General features: G+C 38.9%; 18 protein-coding genes. 8 read left to right on the forward strand and 10 right to left on the reverse strand.

Annotated elements, in window-relative coordinates:
• Positions 1 to 191 precede the first annotated feature (191 nt).
• Positions 192 to 1,187 (forward strand): glycosyl transferase family protein, encoded by a 996-nt coding sequence (locus BMW38_RS04690; protein ID WP_092706213.1) that lies wholly within the window; start codon positions 192 to 194, stop codon positions 1,185 to 1,187.
• 38 nt (positions 1,188 to 1,225) lie between these two features.
• Here the strand turns inward: BMW38_RS04690 and BMW38_RS04695 are convergent, their stop codons facing one another.
• The 3 genes from BMW38_RS04695 to BMW38_RS04705 form a co-directional block, all read right to left on the reverse strand.
• On the reverse strand, positions 1,226 to 1,633 hold the full coding sequence (locus tag BMW38_RS04695; RefSeq protein ID WP_092706215.1) for a hypothetical protein: 408 nt from the start codon (positions 1,631 to 1,633) through the stop codon (positions 1,226 to 1,228).
• 62 nt (positions 1,634 to 1,695) lie between these two features.
• A complete protein-coding gene (locus tag BMW38_RS04700) occupies positions 1,696 to 1,968 on the reverse strand; it encodes a YeaC family protein (protein ID WP_004643467.1) in 273 nt (90 codons plus the stop codon).
• Positions 1,965 to 2,873: an NAD(+) kinase gene (locus BMW38_RS04705; protein ID WP_003650688.1), complete on the reverse strand. Its 909-nt coding sequence runs from the start codon at positions 2,871 to 2,873 to the stop codon at positions 1,965 to 1,967. The genes BMW38_RS04700 and BMW38_RS04705 overlap by 4 nt, the downstream gene beginning before the upstream one ends.
• A gap of 185 nt (positions 2,874 to 3,058) precedes the next feature.
• Here BMW38_RS04705 and mrcB point away from each other — a divergent pair, with 185 nt between their 5' ends.
• Positions 3,059 to 5,455 carry a penicillin-binding protein 1B gene (mrcB, locus tag BMW38_RS04710; RefSeq protein ID WP_092706217.1) on the forward strand — a complete coding sequence of 799 codons (2,397 nt, stop codon included), beginning with the start codon at positions 3,059 to 3,061 and terminating at the stop codon, positions 5,453 to 5,455.
• Between the two features lie 21 nt (positions 5,456 to 5,476).
• Positions 5,477 to 6,028: a hypothetical protein gene (locus tag BMW38_RS04715; RefSeq protein WP_092706219.1), complete on the forward strand. Its 552-nt coding sequence runs from the start codon at positions 5,477 to 5,479 to the stop codon at positions 6,026 to 6,028.
• 25 nt (positions 6,029 to 6,053) lie between these two features.
• Here the strand turns inward: BMW38_RS04715 and BMW38_RS04720 are convergent, their stop codons facing one another.
• Positions 6,054 to 6,956 carry an NUDIX domain-containing protein gene (locus tag BMW38_RS04720; RefSeq protein WP_092706221.1) on the reverse strand — a complete coding sequence of 301 codons (903 nt, stop codon included), beginning with the start codon at positions 6,954 to 6,956 and terminating at the stop codon, positions 6,054 to 6,056.
• 136 nt (positions 6,957 to 7,092) lie between these two features.
• Between BMW38_RS04720 and BMW38_RS04725 the strand changes: the two genes are divergently transcribed.
• A complete protein-coding gene (locus tag BMW38_RS04725) occupies positions 7,093 to 7,263 on the forward strand; it encodes a hemin uptake protein HemP (RefSeq protein ID WP_004643472.1) in 171 nt (56 codons plus the stop codon).
• Between the two features lie 71 nt (positions 7,264 to 7,334).
• Here the strand turns inward: BMW38_RS04725 and BMW38_RS04730 are convergent, their stop codons facing one another.
• The 4 genes from BMW38_RS04730 to BMW38_RS04745 all read right to left on the reverse strand — a co-directional run bounded on the left by BMW38_RS04730 (position 7,335) and on the right by BMW38_RS04745 (position 11,635).
• A complete protein-coding gene (locus BMW38_RS04730; protein ID WP_092706223.1) occupies positions 7,335 to 8,675 on the reverse strand; it encodes a sensor histidine kinase in 1,341 nt (446 codons plus the stop codon).
• Entirely contained in the window at positions 8,672 to 9,334 is a 663-nt protein-coding gene (locus BMW38_RS04735; protein WP_092706225.1) for a response regulator transcription factor, read from the reverse strand. Before BMW38_RS04735 ends, BMW38_RS04730 begins: the two co-directional genes overlap by 4 nt.
• Positions 9,335 to 9,437: 103 nt before the next feature.
• Positions 9,438 to 9,797: a NirD/YgiW/YdeI family stress tolerance protein gene (locus BMW38_RS04740; protein WP_092706227.1), complete on the reverse strand. Its 360-nt coding sequence runs from the start codon at positions 9,795 to 9,797 to the stop codon at positions 9,438 to 9,440.
• 80 nt (positions 9,798 to 9,877) lie between these two features.
• Entirely contained in the window at positions 9,878 to 11,635 is a 1,758-nt protein-coding gene (locus tag BMW38_RS04745) for a GspE/PulE family protein (protein WP_092706229.1), read from the reverse strand.
• 288 nt (positions 11,636 to 11,923) lie between these two features.
• On the opposite strand from BMW38_RS04745, the gene BMW38_RS04750 reads away from it, so the two are divergent.
• A complete protein-coding gene (locus BMW38_RS04750; protein ID WP_092706232.1) occupies positions 11,924 to 13,195 on the forward strand; it encodes an MgtC/SapB family protein in 1,272 nt (423 codons plus the stop codon).
• 8 nt (positions 13,196 to 13,203) lie between these two features.
• Here BMW38_RS04750 and tsaA read toward each other — a convergent pair whose 3' ends face one another.
• Positions 13,204 to 13,935 carry a tRNA (N6-threonylcarbamoyladenosine(37)-N6)-methyltransferase TrmO gene (gene tsaA / locus BMW38_RS04755; RefSeq protein WP_092706234.1) on the reverse strand — a complete coding sequence of 244 codons (732 nt, stop codon included), beginning with the start codon at positions 13,933 to 13,935 and terminating at the stop codon, positions 13,204 to 13,206.
• Between the two features lie 101 nt (positions 13,936 to 14,036).
• Here tsaA and BMW38_RS04760 point away from each other — a divergent pair, with 101 nt between their 5' ends.
• Positions 14,037 to 14,816 (forward strand): ferredoxin--NADP reductase, encoded by a 780-nt coding sequence (locus tag BMW38_RS04760; protein ID WP_016137545.1) that lies wholly within the window; start codon positions 14,037 to 14,039, stop codon positions 14,814 to 14,816.
• Between the two features lie 53 nt (positions 14,817 to 14,869).
• On the opposite strand, the gene BMW38_RS04765 is transcribed toward BMW38_RS04760, so the two are convergent.
• On the reverse strand, positions 14,870 to 15,739 hold the full coding sequence (locus tag BMW38_RS04765) for a PhzF family phenazine biosynthesis protein (protein ID WP_092706236.1): 870 nt from the start codon (positions 15,737 to 15,739) through the stop codon (positions 14,870 to 14,872).
• Positions 15,740 to 15,970: 231 nt separating this feature from the next.
• On the opposite strand from BMW38_RS04765, the gene BMW38_RS04770 reads away from it, so the two are divergent.
• Together BMW38_RS04770 and yegQ are read left to right on the forward strand one after the other, a co-directional pair.
• Positions 15,971 to 17,437 (forward strand): aminotransferase-like domain-containing protein, encoded by a 1,467-nt coding sequence (locus BMW38_RS04770; RefSeq protein WP_092706238.1) that lies wholly within the window; start codon positions 15,971 to 15,973, stop codon positions 17,435 to 17,437.
• Between the two features lie 56 nt (positions 17,438 to 17,493).
• Positions 17,494 to 18,864, forward strand: a complete 1,371-nt coding sequence (gene yegQ / locus BMW38_RS04775; protein WP_092706240.1) for a prephenate-dependent tRNA uridine(34) hydroxylase TrhP — start codon at positions 17,494 to 17,496, stop codon at positions 18,862 to 18,864.
• Positions 18,865 to 18,866: the final 2 nt, after the last annotated feature.

Here is an 18,866-nt window from a genome sequence, read left to right on the forward strand (position 1 = left end):
GAATTAAATAATGATTCGATTAAATTTTTGGCTAATACGCGCAAAAAACACTCATGTGGCCCTAAGACTTTAGTATAAGAAACACTTTTGATATTTTTTCGACAGTTTTTTATGTCATATTGATTAAATACTTGTGGACATTTCATTTTGAGCTGCCTGCATCCCATCATTTTTATTGTTTTTGAACTACGATGAATACTAAACGTAATATCTATAAAGATGCTGAACATCCCTTTGCTCAATATGTCCGTATTTTAGGTAAAGGAAAAAGTGGTTCACGCTCTTTAAGCTATGAAGAAGCGTATCAAGCGTTTACCATGATTTTAAAAGGTGAAGTGCTTGATGTGCAGTTAGGCGCTTTTTTAATGCTGCTTCGGGTTAAAGAAGAATCTATTGATGAACTCGCAGGATTTGTTCAAGCGACCAGAGACCAGCTTAATTTCCAGCCTTTAGAAGTTGATTTAGACTGGTCATCTTATGCAGGTAAACGTAAACATTACCCGTGGTTTCTTTTAGCTGCTCTCACGCTTGCTCAACACGGTTATAAAATCGTCATGCATGGTGCTTCAGGCCATACCCTTAACCGCGTCTATACCGAGCAGGTTTTAGAATATCTTGGTTATCCAATTTGTCATTCAGAACAAGAAGTGCGTACTCAGTTAGCAGAGCAAAATTTCGCTTACTTACCTTTAGACGTGATTTCACCTATTTTAAGTGAACTGATTTCTTTAAGAAATGTGATGGGATTACGCTCGCCTATTCATACTTTAGCCCGCTTAATAAATCCTTTTAATGCAAAAGCCACCTTACAAGCTATATTCCATCCAGCTTATAGAACTTCCCATCAACATAGTGCACTGCGCTTAGGCTATCAAAATAGTGCAGTCATTAAGGGTGAAGGCGGTGAATTTGAGCGAAATCCAGATGCAAAAACACTTATTTGTGGTATTAAAAATGGTGAACTCTATGAACATGAGTTACCAAAGCTCACACCTGAACGTAGTCCAACTGAAGAAGAATTAGATTTAGCAACTTTTAAAGCAGTATGGTTAGGTCAGCAGCACCATGAATACGGTGAAATGGCAGTAACAGAAACCATCGGAATTGCACTATATACCATGGGAGTTGTTACTAGTTTTGAAGAGGCAATGCTGAAAGCAAAAGCGTTATGGCATAGTCGTTTCTAATATATGAATGATCAAGGTTATATCGGATAGCCTTGGTTTTAAGGTTCAATATAATAAAAATCTGGCCAAAATGGATATTCCTGACCTGAAGAATGAATATTTCTTAGTTTCAAGTGATCACCTATTTTGATTGTAATCTTATTAGAATCGTAGGAACCCGAAAGATAAGCATCTCGTTGTTGACCAATAAGTGTCTTACAATATAAATAATGCGCTTTGATCTTTTGGGAGCTTCGTATTGTTTGCGACTCCAGCACCTGAATCCCAATCAATAACATGGGATAACCGTCGTTCTTTATACTTGTATATTTAGCTTGAGGTGAAGGGTATTTCTGACTCGCAACAACCTTCACGTTGAGTAAACATTCAATCGGCTGTTTGGCTAATGCAGCACCACTAAACAATATTAGAAATAATAGTACGTAAATAGGTTTTAAACGTTTCATAGGATTCTTTATTATATTTTGATAAACATAAAAAAAGCCCAGTAATCACTGAGCTTCTTAAATTAAACAAAACGAATTGGTTTAAACTCAGGTTCATGCTTGTGATGATCATCATCACACTCTTCACCTTCTTCTTTCGTACCACGGTCAATATAGCCGCTACGCTGTTCTTCTGGTAAGTTTTTCAACTCCCAAGCGATAACAGCTTGCATACAAGTCTCACGCTGCTCTTTTGTTAAAACAACGCCATTTGGCCATTTACCAATTTCTACTGCTGTTTTTAAACGCTCTACAATTTCAGGGTTTAAAACAGATAGCATTTGTTCAATATTCATGATTCATCTCTTTGAAAAGATTCAAAATCTTGGTTCCAACCAAGTTTGGTACGGCAGGCCATATAGAAATCATAACCTGGTGGATGCAATAAACTTAGTTTAAATGGATGTTTACGGATGTGTAAACTATCTCCGACATTGAGCGATATACTATGTTGCCCATCAGCGCTCACCATCGGTAACACCCGATTTTCGCGAATAACGATTTTAATTTCACTCTGACCACCGACTACGATGGGACGTGATGACAATGTATGGGGATGCATTGGAACTAATGCAATCGCATCCATACTTGGATGTAAAATTGGTCCACCACCTGACAAAGCATAGGCCGTTGATCCGGTTGGAGTCGAAACAATTAGACCATCACTATGCTGGCGATAAACATATTGACCATCAATGTTGAGCTCAAAGTCAATCATATGGACGGACTTACCCGAATGCAAAACGACATCATTTAAAGCAATTGCATCATAAATGACTTCGCCATTTGTTCGTACTTCCATTTCAAGTAAGAAACGGCGATCAAGCTGGAAATGACCTTGAAGCACTTGGTCAAGTTTAAAAATGGCTTCTGAAGGTTTGATATCAGTTAAAAAACCTAATCGCCCACGGTTGATGCCAATAACCGGGGTATTGTAACGGACCAACGCTCTTGCCGCATGGAGTAGAGAACCATCGCCTCCAACCACAATAACTAAATCAGCAACTTCACCTAATAGATGACGGCTTACTATCTGTGCATGATCATAAGGCACTAATTCGGCTGTTTCCTGATCAAAAATGGGGTTCAAACCTAAGTTCAATAAATGATCATGAATTAAACATAGTGTTTCTACAACTGATGATTTATCTGGTCGACCGATTAACCCGACGTTTCTGAAGGACTTATGTGAAATTTGCACGAATGAGTAAGCTCCGCTGCGATACTCGCCTATAATAACATTAACCCGATTAATTTAAAAAAACATAACTACAAGATGCTGTAAAATTCAATCTAACTTTTCCAATTATTCACAGTTTTATCATTGCAAATTGATGACAAGCTATCGCATCATTACAGGCATTGTTAGGGTTTTATCTCATTTTTATGAAGTTTGAACGTGGTATCGGTTTCTTTGCACTAATATTTTCCATTTTGGTCATTGGTGCTTTTATTGCTCTTAGTATCTATCTGATTCGTTTAGATAATATTATCCGTGAAAAATTTGAAGGACAGCGGTGGGATATTCCTGCCAAAGTGTTTGCACGACCTTTGGAAATTTATAACAACGCGCCTATTTCTCAAGCAAATTTCACTCAAGAATTAAAGTTATTGGGTTACAAAACTTCAAGTAATTATGACAAGTCTGGAAGCTATGTTGCTCAAGGCAGCAATATGTATATCCACACACGTGGTTTTGACTACGGTGACAGCGTTGAACCAGAACAAGTCTTAGAATTAAGTTTTGCAAATGATCAAGTTGTTGAAGTTAGAAGTACTAAACCCTCTTCAACCGGCGTTGCACGCTTGGAACCGTTACTCATTGGAGGAATTTATCCTCAACACAATGAAGACCGTGTACTCATTAAACTGAATAATGTCCCTAAACCACTCATTGAAGCTTTAATTTCTACAGAAGACCGTAATTTTTATCACCATCATGGTATTTCAATTCGCGGTACGGCTCGTGCATTGGTCAGTAATGTCACTGGTGGAAAACGTCAAGGTGGCTCAACCCTGACTCAACAATTAGTTAAAAACTTCTATCTCACCCCTGAACGCACATTAAAACGTAAAGTCAATGAAGCATTAATGGCTTTACTCATCGAACTGCATTACAGCAAAGATGAAATTTTAGAAGCGTATTTAAATGAAGTGAATCTGGGCCAAAATGGTAGCTACTCAATTAATGGTTACGGTTTGGCTTCACAATTTTATTTCGGCCTGCCGCTACGTGAACTCAGTGTCGCACAACAAGCTTATTTAGTCGGTTTGGTGCAAGGTCCTTCTTTATATAACCCTTGGAAAAACCCTGAAGGTGCAAAAAAACGCCGCGATACCGTGTTAAATAATATGCGTGTGATGGGTTATTTAACTCAAGCCGAATATGAAGATGAAATTGCGCGTCCTTTAAATGTGTTAAGTAAACCAAGTTTAGGGCCTGCAAAATTCCCAGACTTTTTAGATATTGTACGTCGTCAATTACGTACAGAATATCAAGAAAGTGATTTAACCAATCAGGGATTACGTATTTTTACAACCTTAGATCCAATTACTCAAACTCAAGTTCAAAATGCTTTTAAAGCTTCAGTAGACCGTTTGGCTAACAGTAATCCAGCGCGTTTGAAAAACTTACAAGGTGCTGTACTGATTGCACATCCTGAAAACGGTGAGTTAGTTGCAGCGGTTGGTTCAACACAAGACTTTACTGGTTTTAACCGTGCTTTAGATGCAAAACGTCAAGTCGGTTCTTTATTGAAACCTGTGATTTATTTAAGTGCTATTGAATCTGGACGTTATAACTGGGCAAGCCAAATTGAAGATGCGCCGATCAGTGTTCCTGTAGATGGTGGTAAAAGCTGGACTCCTAAGAACTACAGTGGCGGTGGGCATGGTGTAGTCAGTCTGAGTGAAGCATTAGCAAACTCATATAACCTTTCTGCTGTACGTTTGGGTCAAGAGGTTGGTCTATCTACATTTAGCAATAATTTAAGAAAGTTTGGTGTTGAATCAACAATTCCTGCCTATCCTTCTATTTTCCTTGGGGCAGTCAATATGTCACCAATGGAAGTGCTCGGAATCTATGAGAACTTCGCTACAGGCGGTTTTAAATATCCAACTCGTGCAATTCGATCTGTGGTAGATGCGAATGGTCGTTTACTTGACCGTTATGGCCTGAATGTTCAACAAACGATCGATCCATCTGTTGGCTATATCATGAATTATGGTTTACAACAGGTCATGTCTTCGGGTACTGGTCGTGCAGCTTATAGCAGCTTATCTCCAGCTTTAAAATTGGCAGGTAAATCAGGTACAACTAATGATACACGTGACTCATGGTTTGCTGGTTATTCGGGTAACCATGTAGCTGTAGTATGGTTAGGTTTAGATGACAATAAAGTGACTGGCTTAACAGGTTCATCTGGTGCATTGCCAGTATGGACAAATGTGATGAAGCAATTACGTCAAACACCTGTGAATATACGTCAACCAGACACTGTACAGTGGCAGTGGATTGATCGTGCAACGGGTGATTTATCTGCACAGGCTTGTGATGGTGCTATGTATATTCCGATGCTAACGCACACGATTCCGCACCGTGCTACGCCATGTGGAGCACCTTATTATCAAGTTGATCCAACATATACGCCACAAAGTGATAACACAACTCCTGACTCTCAGGATGATAATACCGACAGTTATATTCGTGAAAGTGAAAGCCAGATGCAACAAGATCTGTCAAATAACTCACGTGTGATTTCAAGTGGTAGTTATAACAACTAAGCGTTAACAGGAAAGTAGGATATGTTGAAGAAAGGTGTTTTTTATATTGGTGCTGTACTTATGGTCGGCTGTACAACTTTGCCGGATCATTCTGGCTCCAAAGAGAAAACACCTACTCCGCCAGTGAAGAAAAATACGGAAACTCCATCGGGTGTAAAAATTACACCTTATGAGCATCCAGAAATTCAACGCAAAAATTTACAGGTTATTGTTCCTCAGCAAAAAAAGCCTCAACATTTTAGTGATGATGGCAGCCAGTTACCTGCATTTAAAGTTTTAATGCAGAAAACACAACAGGCTTACAAAAACCAGCAATGGTCAGAGGCTGAACGCTATGCGCTTCAAGCACAGCGTTTAGCACCACAAGCGGCTGAGACTTATTTATTTCTTGCCCTTACGGCAAATCATAAACAGCAATATTCTAATGCTGAGTCTTTAGCACGACGTGGTTTGAGTTTTGCCCAAAGTCAGGCCATGAAAAAGCAGCTTTGGTTGACTATCTTAAAAGCTGGACAACAACGCAATAATCAAAAAACTGTTCAAGAAGCGCAACAAGCATTAAGAGCCCTCTAGCTTTTAATGCTCTTCTATTTTCTTATTAGAAATTACGAATACCTGCTAAGCCATATGCACCATGCTGTTGTGCAGTAGCTAAATCATCAGGATGCACTCCTCCCAATGCAAAAACCGGAATCTGGCTTTTTTGGGCTAGATCAGCAAAACGCTCCCAACCTAATGCCAAGGCTTCTGGATGGGTGGTTGTCGATTGTACTGGACTAATAAAAACAGCATCACAACCAATCTGCTCAGCCTGCTTTAAAGAAACCGCATCATGACAAGCTGCAATATAACGTAAGCCTACTGTTAAATCGCCCTTATGCAAATTCATGAGCTGAGATTGTTTTAAATGAACGGTCTTAATCTGCTTTTTTAACTCAAGTTTTAGCTTGTGCCAAACATCGACATTCACGATTAATTTTGAAAACTGATCGGTATCTAAAAGAGCTAATTTTTCTAGATCTGCCTGATCAAAACTATCTTTTTCACTACGCCAATACACTAAAGTTTCATCATTTTCGGCTGGTGTCAGCGTAGGACTAATTTTAATAAAATGCGGCCAATAGAGTCGCTTTATGATGTCTTTATTGGCTTTTGGAAAGTTTAAATGAAGTAACTGTTCCCTTGTGTACCATGCCCATGGTTGATGAATAAGATTTAATAGTTCATCAGGCACATAACTATGGAACAAATGTAAATTGACAATAATGTCATCATACTCATGGTGAATATAATCGAATTGGTGCCAATCTTTTAAACCGATACCGACTTCTTCATAGATTTCACGGCGACAGGCTTCTCCGAGTGTTTCACCTTGCTCAACCTTTCCGCCAGGAAACTCATGCTTTCCACCTTGATGCTGCTGCTCCCCGCGCCAACCGACTAATATTTTTCCACGATGAATTAAGATGGCTATTGCGACATCAACAATTGGTTTGGGCATTTTTCTATTCTCTAAAACTTTTCTCAAGTGTAAGCAAATTTTATCATTTTATAAAATCTTAAAAATCTCATTGACAGACCTATTCGATAATGATTATCATTTAAATCGTTCAAGAACATACCACGGAGCACAACAAATGAACGCACCTTTTAGCTTATTTACCCGTAACAATGAAACAGCTCACGCCTTACCAATGTTACATTCTAATAACCTCTTTGCATTAGGCCGTGAAATCCGCATTATGCATGCTGGCGAGGAATATCGTTTACGCCTCACTCGCAATAATCGTCTAATTTTAACTAAATAAAAATACACTCGCGTTTCAATAATATTCGTGGGAAAACAAAAAATGGATAGCATGGGTAACCATGCTATTTTTTATAAAGGTAGATTCACCTCTACCCTTAAACCACCCTGTTCGGCATGCATAAAATGTAATTTGCCATTATGCAATTCAATAATTTTTCGTGTAATCGAAATTCCTAACCCTGAACCTTGCTGCTGAGTGCCTAATACTCGAAAAAAACGCTGCCCTAAACGTTGCAATACCTCATCATCTACCCCATTTCCTGTATCTTCTATAGCGACCTTAATTTGCTGTTCATCCTGACTAATCTCAACATAAATAGAGCCTAAAGTAGGGCTATAACGAATGGCATTATCAAATAAATTTCTAAAAGCAATAAATAGTAATTCTTCATTCGCAAAGGTTTTAGTTTCTGTCGATAAAGTATTTGTTTCTATTAACATTTGTTTAGCTTGCGCATCTAAAGTTACAGTTTCAATGACTCTAGCCAATAAATAATTTAAATCGATAATCGTCTTGGGAAGTTGTGGCTGCTCTGCTTCATTGGGTTCTAAGCGAGCAAGAAGGAGTAAATTTTCAAGTATTTTTGTGCTTCTAGAAACGTCTTCTTGTATACGCTCAAAGTCCTGGTGAAGTTCTGGAACATGTTGATATTTACGCTGTAAAACCTGAAGACGCATTTGTATGGCAGATAATGGAGATCGTAACTCATGTGAAGCATCTGCGGTAAAACGCTGTTCAGCGACTAATGCCCTTTGCAACCTTGCAAGTAATTGGTTTAGCGCATCAATCACAGGCTGAATTTCTGTAATGACATCTGGTTCTTGAATGGGTTCTAAATTTGATGCGGTTTTTTGAGCAATTCGTCTAGAAAGTAAATTTAGCGCAGCCAATTGATGCTCGGTACGCCAACTTACAATGACCCATTGTAGGAGCCAGAACAACACCATAAGGCCGCTATACCCAGCAAGGGCTTTAAGTACTTCTTCGATACGTGTACTCATTGGCTGAAAAACTTCAACTTGTAACTTTGAGTCTTCTTGCTGTGCAGCTAAGCTACGCCATAATTGGCCATCAAACCAAAAATATGAAAAACCTTCTGACAAGTTGCCTTGTTCAAAAAGCTCGTGCTGATAGCTATGAGAGTGAGTAAGTAACTGCCCAGAACTTAATAATTCATACTGAATATCAAATTCGTCACTGAGCTCATCAAACTGTTTCATAGAGTGTTGAGAAAGATCAGAAACCAGCAAAGTATCTGAAATTTCATCCATGATTTCGTCTTGCACTGACATGTTGTGATAAACAGAAAATATGGTGAGTAAGCTTAAAGCCAGCAAGCCCACCACGACACTACTCCACATGGTGGTTTTAACCAGTTGCGACTGCAAGGATGAGCGATTAGATTTCATTTTAAATCTCCCATACGGTAGCCTAACCCCCGTATGGTTTTAATGCTGCTGCTTCCGATTTTTTTTCGGAGCTGATAAATAAATACTTCTATCGCGTTACTTTCAATTTCTTCACCCCATGCATAGAGCGCTTCTTCTAATTGATCACGGGTAATAATATGCTCAGGATGAACCATAAGCTTACGTAAAATTTGGAACTCTTTAGCGGTTAACTCAATGGACTTTCCAGCACATGATACAACTTTCGCTTGTGTATCAAGTTGCAGATCGCCCCATATTAAAACCGATTGCTGACTCAACGTTTGCTTGCGCAATTGAGCGCGGATTCGAGCAGAGAGCTCTTCTAAACTAAAAGGCTTAACCAAATAATCATTTGCGCCTAAATCTAGTCCTTCTACCCGGTCATGGATACTGTCACGTGCTGTAATGAAAATAACAGGAACATTTTTTTGTTTATGGCGGATCGTTGTTAAAACTTTTTCACCAGCCAGTTGAGGCAGCCCCCGATCAAGCAAAATACAATCATAGTCATGCTGCTCGATTGCTGTAAGCGCATAATCACCTCTTTCGACCCAATCTACCTGATAACCGTCTAACTCTAGCCACGATTGAATACTTTCAGCTTGAGAGCGATCATCTTCTGCAAGCAAAATTCTCATCTGTTTTTCCTGTTATATCCTGATTTGATCTTGCCAAGCCTTTTTAGAAAAAGCAAAGCCGCATTATTAAAATGCGGCTAAAGGCAATACCTATGATTATTAATTAAAACTGAACTTGATCTACATCAATTTCTACACGTTTTAAAGGCTTATAGTCGATATCTACTTCACCAATTAAAGTTACATTTGTATTTGGTGAAATAGGACGACCTTGCCAAAGTTCATCATCTACATCAACCGTAATGCTACCTGTCTTGTCACGAAATTGATATTTTTCATCACCTAAAGACTTTACAACCTGACCATGTAATTTTATCGGTGTACTATCTTTAGACGTTAATGCCTGTTTTACTGTGGTGACAGTTGCCGGAGCAATTGCGGCCTGATTCACTGGTGTATTCGCTACAACTACGCCAGCAGCAGTCATACCAGCAGTTAACAACATCACTTTAAGCATATTCATATAATTACCCTCTGTTTATGGTTTCCTCTTGGGATAAAGCAATTACATCATGCATAAATGAGGTGAATCTTAAGAAAAACTTAATTTAAGGGAACAACCCGTAATACCTCTTCTAATGTCGTAAGACCATCAATGACTTTACGAGCACCCGCAATTCTTAAGGGTTCTATACCTTCTTTTTTAGTTTGTGTTCTCAAATCATTTAAGGTCATATGGCTACTAATAAGATGCTTAAGCTCAAGACTGACCGGCATAAATTCATAAATACCGACTCTTCCCTTATAACCTGTATGACGACATTGTTCACACCCTACTGCCTGATAAACTTTTTCTGGCATTTCCATAATGTAGTCGAATGTGAGATGTTGCCACTCGTCCTCATTAATATAAGTTTGTTGTTTACAGTGTGGGCAAAGCTGTCGCACTAAACGCTGCGCGAGAACACCCAAAATTGTGGCTGCTGTTAAAAATGGCTGCACACCTAAATCATGCAAACGGGTCAGACTAGACGGCGCATCATTGGTATGTAAAGTTGATAATACTAAATGACCTGTTAATGCAGCCTGAATTGCCATATTCGCTGTATCTTGATCACGAATTTCCCCAATCATAATAATATCGGGGTCTTGACGCATGAGCGCACGAACACCATCTGCAAAGCCTAATTCAATTGCATTGTTGACCTGCATCTGGTTAAAACTAGGCTCTAACATTTCAATTGGATCTTCAATGGTACAGACATTGACCTGATCTGTTGCGAGCTGCTTTAACGAAGAATATAGCGTTGTCGTTTTACCTGAACCTGTAGGACCAGTGACTAAAATAATGCCATGGCTATTTTTTGTTAACTGTTGCCACTGTTGTAATAAACTCTCTTCAAAACCCAGTTGATGAAAAGAACGTACCAAGACATCGGGATCGAAAATACGCATAACCAGTTTTTCACCAAAGGCTGTTGGCAAGGTTGATAAACGTAGCTCTGTTTCTTGGCCCTTTGGCGTCCGAGTTTTTAATCGACCATCTTGTGGTTTACGCTTTTCGGCGACATTTAAACGTCCTAAAATTTTAATTCGAGATATCACTGCGGTTAGCGTATTTGAAGGCATGTTGTAAATGGTGTGCAAAACACCATCGATACGAAACCTGACTTTACCATTGTCTTTGCGCGGTTCCATATGAATGTCACTGGCACTCTGCTCAAACGCAAACTGTAAAATCCAGTCGACTAATTTCACAATATGCTGATCATTGGCATCAGGGTTCTGGCTATCGCCAAGCTGTAAAAGAGCCTCAACATTTTTATTATCACGATCATGAGCTGCATCTTTTTGAGCTGAGTTTACCGCTCGACTGACCTGATAATATTCGCGTAAATAACGCTGTAACTGTTCGGGATTAAGTAGTACCCGCTCAATTTTTTTAGGAGCTAGACTTCGTTCAAGATTATTGAGCCAATCTGTTTGAAATGGCTGGTCTGTTCCAATCACAATTCGATCGGCATGGATTTCAACAGCTAAAATATGATTACGAATAGCAAATTCTTGCGACATTACCTGAGTTAAAGCACTCACATCTGCCTTTAAAGGATCAATCACAAATAAAGGAAGTTGAACTCGATCTGCAAACCATAAACACAAACGGTTTAAACTTAAATGGGCCTGTATGTGTTGCTGATCTTTTAAATTAAAATGCGCAATCCATTGTAATGGATGCCACTTTAGCTGGTCTTTTTGGCGGTGGCTTGACTGTACCAGTAATTTATCTCGTTCTGTGATACGGCCTTCTTGTAATAGTTGTTCTAGACACCAATAGGTATCTATTTCTACATGTGCATTCATGCGTTATCCCCAATATATTTTTATAATATAACAGAGATGTTTTTGATTTAACTCATCAAAAAATTGACAAACCTAACATTTAAATATCCTTCAGCTTCAAATAATTAAACTAACTCTCAACTTGATATTTTTTTGCGTCATAGTTCATGTTTATTAAAATATTTTGTATGTTACATTGTCTAAAAAAGATACTATGCTGACTATAATAAAAAGCATAAACTGGAAACGAACACATGATTTTAAAATGATTAAAATCCACATATAACGATAAGCATAAGAGGAAGTAATATGGGACTTCCAATGACAATGTCATTACAAACTGCATCCTTTGAGGAATTCATTACTATAATTGCTGCTGCGCTTGGCTGTGGCTTATTAATTGGTTTAGAACGAGAACACAGTAAACTCAAACATGAATATAAAACTTTCGCTGGTTTTCGATCTTTTGCAATTAGTGCTTTATTAGGTGCGATCTGTTTTTTATTCGGTATTTCAATTGGGATCGTTGGAGCTTTAATCATCGGTGCAATCAGCATCGTTTCCCTAAAAAATCAGCCAAATGATCCAGGCGTTACTACCGAACTTGCATTTATCATGACTTATTTCATTGGAGCTCTCTGTATTTGGAATATTTCATTGGCAGCAAGTTTAGCAGTCATCATGACGGCTATCTTAATAGCTAAGCAGTCTATGCATGGTATTGCTAGCCAATGGATTACCGAGGCAGAATTGCGCGATGGAATTTTTCTACTCGCCTTACTTTTAATTGCTTTACCTTTAGTCCCGAATAAACCCTTTTGGGGACCAGTTTTAAATCCGAATATTATTTTAAAATTGCTCACTTTAATTTTATTTGTACAGGCACTAGCTCATATTGCCAAACGATTATTATCTTCTAAAAATGCGCTCTTACTTTCGTCTTTGGCTTCAGGTTTTGTTTCCAGTACAGCAGCTATTGCCAGTCTGGGTTTAGAAGTACGTTCTGGTCGTGCAAATGCAACGACTAATGCGGGCGCTGCATTAATGTCCTGCGTTTCAACACTTATTCAAACTTTAATTATTGTGATCGGTATTAGCTTTGCTTGGTTTAAGCTAATTATATTTCCTGCCCTTATTGCATTAGTTGTTTTAGCGGTATGGGCTTTTATTTTATTACGTAAAGCAGAGCCTAGTACTACTTTACCCGAACTCGACTCAAGAATGTTTAGTCTTAAAGAAGCCATTATTATTGCTGGAACACTTACGCTCATTCAGGCAGGTGTTTATGGTTTAAGTATATCTTTAGGCGATGCAGGATTAATAGCCGGAACGTTACTCGCTTCTTTGTTTGAGATCCATGCAGCTATAGCCGCAGTAATTGTACAAGGTGAACCTGATAGTGCTCATATGTCCCCTTTATTAATTGCTTTTATGGGAGGCTTTGCAGTGCATGCAATTGCCAAAAGTATAAACTCTGCAATTTCGGGCGGGCTAACTTATGCTCTTGCCTTCGTTCCCGCCCAGCTCATTCATATGGCTATTTTTATTACTTTACTTTGGCTCAACATCCATTGGTTCTAAAATAGAAGTTATTGCACAGTAGAAGCTTTGACCATATCCACTAAGGTAACTTCAATCTGACCGACTTTAAAATGGATATCGAAACTGGAAAATTTCATTTTATAAATTCTTTCAGGATCTTCTTGATAGGCAGGCCGAGGGTCTAAAGCCAATACCTGCTCAAGCTCATCAAGGTATTGATCATTCATTTCTTTATTTTGTAAAAAATATTTTTGAGCATTTAGAGCAGGTTCAGACCAAATGACTGATTTACGTTTTGGTTCTGCATGGGCATAACCACTTTGTGCATCAGCAATCGCATCAGAATATTGAATATAGGGTTTGATATCTAGAATTGGAGTTCCATCTAATAAATCACTTCCTGTGACATACACTCGTACTGACTTTCCAACTTTTTCAACTTTCTTTAAACGCACTACAGACAAGCCCACTGGTGCTGGTCGATACATGCTACGTGTAGTAAATACGCCAATTTTTTCATTACCCCCTAAACGTGGGGGACGAACTTGCGGACGGAATTTATCTGCATTGCCCTGATTTTTATTGTCATGAAACTGCCAAACTAGCCAGAGATGACTAAATTGTTCAATTCCCTCAAAAGCCAACAAGTCGTTATAAGGTTCTACCATCTCAATATATGACTCGATATTTACCAAATTAGGCTGGCGTGGAATACCGAATTTTTCTCGATATGGAGAGCACATGTGGCCGATTATGGGGAGGGTGACAGAATTGATCATCACTTTTTCTTATAAACACAATTAAATATATTCAGTTTATCGGGAATGAATTTAGATTAGAATAGCAATCTGTTTTCTTTTAATCGTGATCGAGACCTTTAATGGCTGCTTTTAACGTCGAACGCATTACTCATGTTCACCACTGGAATGACACCCTTTTCAGTTTTAAAACTACACGCGACACTAGCTTACGTTTTAAAAATGGTCAGTTCGTAATGATCGGACTTGAAGTGAATGGCAAACCGTTAATGCGTGCGTATTCGATTGCAAGTGCAAATTACGAAGAAGAGTTAGAATTCTTCTCAATTAAAGTACAAGAAGGTCCTTTAACTTCGATTTTGCAAAAAGTACAAGTTGGCGATGAAATTTTAATTTCTAAAAAACCGACAGGTACATTGGTTCATGATGACCTTTTACCGGGTAAAAACTTGTACCTTTTATCTTCTGGTACTGGCCTTGCACCATTCTTATCAATTATTCGTGACCCAGAAACTTACGAACGTTTTGAAAAAGTAATTGTTGTTCATGGTACACGTTATATTTCTGAATTAGCTTATCAAGACCTTATCTTGAACGAATTACCAAACCATGAGTTCTTTGAAGAGTTAGGCATTAAAGACAAGCTTGTTTACTACCCTACTGTAACTCGTGAACCTTTTCACACTCAAGGCCGTGTTACCACTGCAATTGAAACTGGTGCTTTATTTGAAAAAGTTGGTTTACCACGATTTAACCGTGAAACTGACCGCGCAATGCTTTGCGGTAGTCCTGCTTTCTTGAAAGATGTTGCTGCGTTACTTGACCAACACGGTTTAGTTGAATCACCTCGTATGGGTGTAATGGGCGACTACGTAATTGAACGTGCGTTCGTAGAAAAATAAGTTTTTCTAATTAAAAAAACCGAGGCCAAGTCCTCGGTTTTTTTATATTTGTTTTATAAGTTAATCGTGCCGTCGATACAGGTAACAGCGCTTCCACCCACTAAAATTTTATCTTGATATAAATTTATTTGAAGCTGTCCGTCACGTCCTAAAACGCGACCTTGTGAAGAAAGTACCTGATCATTTTGTGCAGGCAAAATACCATGGTAACGAATAAAAGACGCTACGCTACCATTACCACTACCACAAACTGGATCTTCATTTATTCCAATTGAAGGGGCAAATGAGCGAACTTCTATATGTTTTTGCTCATCATTATTTTCATAAAAACCATAAACCGTCGCTCCACCAACTTTCATTTCTAAATCATGTTGTTTTAAAGCAGCGAAGTCTGGTTGAGTCGCTAAAACAACTTCGGCATTGACAGCTTGTAATACAACCCAACGCGCCCCAACATCAACCAATGCAGCATTCCATTGAGTGTCAATCTGACATTTTAAAATCTCTGCCAATTTTTGAGTCTGTTTAGTATCTAATGGCGTAATTTTAGGTTGTGGTAGTTCAAAGGAAATATGATTCAATTCACTTACCGTAAGAGCAACTAAACCTGCACCACATTGCTGTACCAATTTTCCTTCTTTAGCAGTAATTAGACCAGCTTCAAGTAAAGCATGGGCTGTGCCAATTGTAGGATGGCCTGCAAATGGTAATTCATTTTGCGGAGTAAAAATTCGAACCTGATAATCAGCTTGCGAATCTGTGGCAGGCAGTACAAATGTAGTTTCAGAGAGATTGGTCCAATTGGCAATCGCCTGCATTTGCTCAGATGTTAAGGTACTGGCATCCATAATCACCGCGACAGGATTTCCCTTAAATGCTTGTGAAGTAAAAACATCAACTTGTTTAAATGCTACAACGGACATAGACCCACTCCTACTCATTTTGATATTAAAAATTATGGTTTTAAATCCTCACCATGCTTTTGATCTTACTGAGATATCTTTAATGGTTACAGTATCAGTTAATATGAAAAATAATAGACACAGTTTTTAAGTGTAAAACTCGATTAAACGGACCAATCCAAAGTAATCACAATATTTGAGATAAACAACAGATCACTATAAAGTGTACCCATTGCTTTGGCTTTTTAATGAATTGATATGTACAAATATAAAAAAGTGAGTGATGAGTTAATACTTCAAATCCATAATGGAAGGCAGCCTATTGGTTCGCGTCTACCTTCAATACGAGACTGTGCAAACCATTATCAGGTTAGCATTAACACCGTAAAAGAAGCGTATCGTCAGCTTGAAGATCAAGGTTTGATTTCTGTTCGTCCTCAATCTGGTTACTATGTTTGTCATGCACCTTCAAACTTGCTAGAACTCGAAGAACGTTATGTGAGTGAAGAAAAAGTGCCACTTTCAGGTATTAGCTGCTTCCTCGCACAAATCGTTAAAAAGCAAATGGACCCAGCCTATATTAATTTGGCCCTAGCTTGCCCCTCAGGAGAAAACTTCTACCCGATTGAACGTTTAAAACGCTTAACTGCTCAAGTTTTACGTACACAACCAGATATTTTTAAAAGCTATACCTTACCACCTGGGTCAACACGACTACGCACACAAATTGCTAGACGAAGCTTGCAACTGGGCATGTTTCTTTCAGCAGATGATATTGTGCTGACTCATGGCACCATGGAGGCCTTGAGCCTAGCGATTATGGCAACAACTCAAGCGGGTGATAGCATTGCACTTGAGATCCCTACTTTTCATAATTTGTACCCACTCCTTCATAATTTAGGCCGAAAAATTGTAGAAGTTCCCACTTCACCACATACAGGCATGTGTCTAGATACACTTGAAGAACTCTTAAAATCTCAAAGTGTACAAGCCATATTAACGATTCCAACAGGACACAATCCCCTCGGTTTCAGCATGCCTGAAAGCAGCCGCCGTCGCTTGGCAGAACTAGCTAATCAGTTTCAGGTTCCCGTCATTGAAGATGCAATGTATGCCGAATTGCAACTTGCCGAACCTCTTTTACCCAACATTAAGGCATTTGATCAAAATGGATGGGTTCTCGTATGTAGTAGCTACACCAAGACTGTAGCGCCGGACTATCGAATTGGTTGGTTAGAAGCTGGGCGCTTTCGTAATATTGTGCAGCAACTGAAATTTACAACAACGGTAGCCGAGCCTGCTTTGCTCACTGAAACCTTAGGACTTTTCTTAGAAAATGGTGGTTACGATCTGCACTTACGGCAGCTCAAAAAACGCTATCAACAACAAATTGACACCATCAAATCTTATATTTGTCGCTATTTCCCAGTCGGTACTCGAGTCAGTCGCCCACAAGCTGGATTTATTTTATGGTTAGAGCTACCAGAATCTATTGATACGCTAGAACTCTTTCATCAGGCAATGGATGAAAAAATCTTATGTATGCCAGGAATTTTATGTTCGGCTGATAAACGTTTTAGTCATTGCTTACGTATTGCAGCGTGTTTTGAGTTGAACCCCAAAATGTTAAATGCTTTGATGCGCTTAGGAGAACTGGCAAAAAATATGCTTCCTGCACAAAAAAACATAGATCAAATTCCTACTAATTCAGTAGGTTGAATCAAAAATGTAGAGTTAATAAAATAAAACCATATATTTTTTATGCCTTTTATTTTATGAAGACCGAACTCCTCTCTCCTGCAGGTTCACTTAAAAACATGCGCTATGCATTTGCCTATGGAGCAGATGCCGTATATGCAGGCCAACCACGTTACAGTTTACGTGTGCGTAATAATGCTTTTGATCATGACAACTTAAAAATCGGAATTGATGAAGCTCATGCTTTGGGTAAAAAGTTTTATGTTGTGGTGAATATCCAGCCACATAACAGCAAATTAAAAAACTTTATTCGTGATCTTGAACCTGTGATCGCTATGCAGCCTGATGCACTCATTATGTCTGATCCAGGCTTAATTATGATGGTGCGTGAGCGATTTCCTGATGTACAAATTCATCTATCGGTTCAAGCCAATGCAATTAATTGGGCAACTGTTAAATTTTGGAAAGATTACGGTCTAAACCGTGTCATTTTATCGCGTGAGTTGTCTTTAGAAGAAATAGAAGAAATCCAGCAACATGTGCCCGATATTGAACTTGAAGTTTTTGTGCATGGCGCACTATGCATGGCCTACTCAGGTCGCTGCTTACTTTCAGGATATATGAACAAACGTGATGCCAATCAAGGTGCTTGTACCAATGCTTGCCGTTGGGACTATAAGCTGCATGAAGCCCAAGAAGATTTAAACGGTGATGTGATTCCAGTCACTCAGCTCAATAAGTCAGAAAAGTCTTGCTGCTCATCAGCACAATCAGAAATAACTTCAGCTCAAACCTTATTAGTACAACGTAATGATGAAGAAATGTTTGCTGCCGAAGAAGATGAACACGGCACCTATTTTATGAACTCGAAAGATTTACGTGCTGTACAACATGTAGATCGTTTAACGAAAATGGGCATAGCCTCGCTTAAAATTGAAGGCCGTACCAAATCATATTTTTATTGCGCCCGTACAGCCCAAATCTATCGAAAAGCGATTGATGATGCATTAGCTGGAAAACCGTTTGACCCAAGCTTAATGACACAGCTCGAAGGTTTGGCGAACCGAGGTTATACCGAAGGCTTTTTAAGACGTCATGTGCACAGTGAATATCAAAACTATGCCGATGGCTCATCACATTTTGACTATCAACAATTTTGTGGAGAGGTTTTAGGGCGTTATGGCGAATATATTCGTATTGAGGTTAAAAACCGTTTTGTGGTTGGCGACACACTTGAGCTCATGACGCCTCAAGGCAATATTACCTTTAGCTTAACCGAGATGCGCGATTTAAAAGGTAACCCAATTATAGATGCCAAAGGTTCAGGCCATTTCGTTGAGATTCCACTCTCCCAAGATGTTGATATCAGTTATGCACTACTCGTACGCAACTTACCACATGCGAAGGAAAGTATTACTGCATCGACATTAGCTTATTCAGCGAGTTAAAA

This window comes from Acinetobacter sp. yr461, assembly GCF_900110445.1.
Classification (GTDB): domain Bacteria; phylum Pseudomonadota; class Gammaproteobacteria; order Pseudomonadales; family Moraxellaceae; genus Acinetobacter; species Acinetobacter calcoaceticus.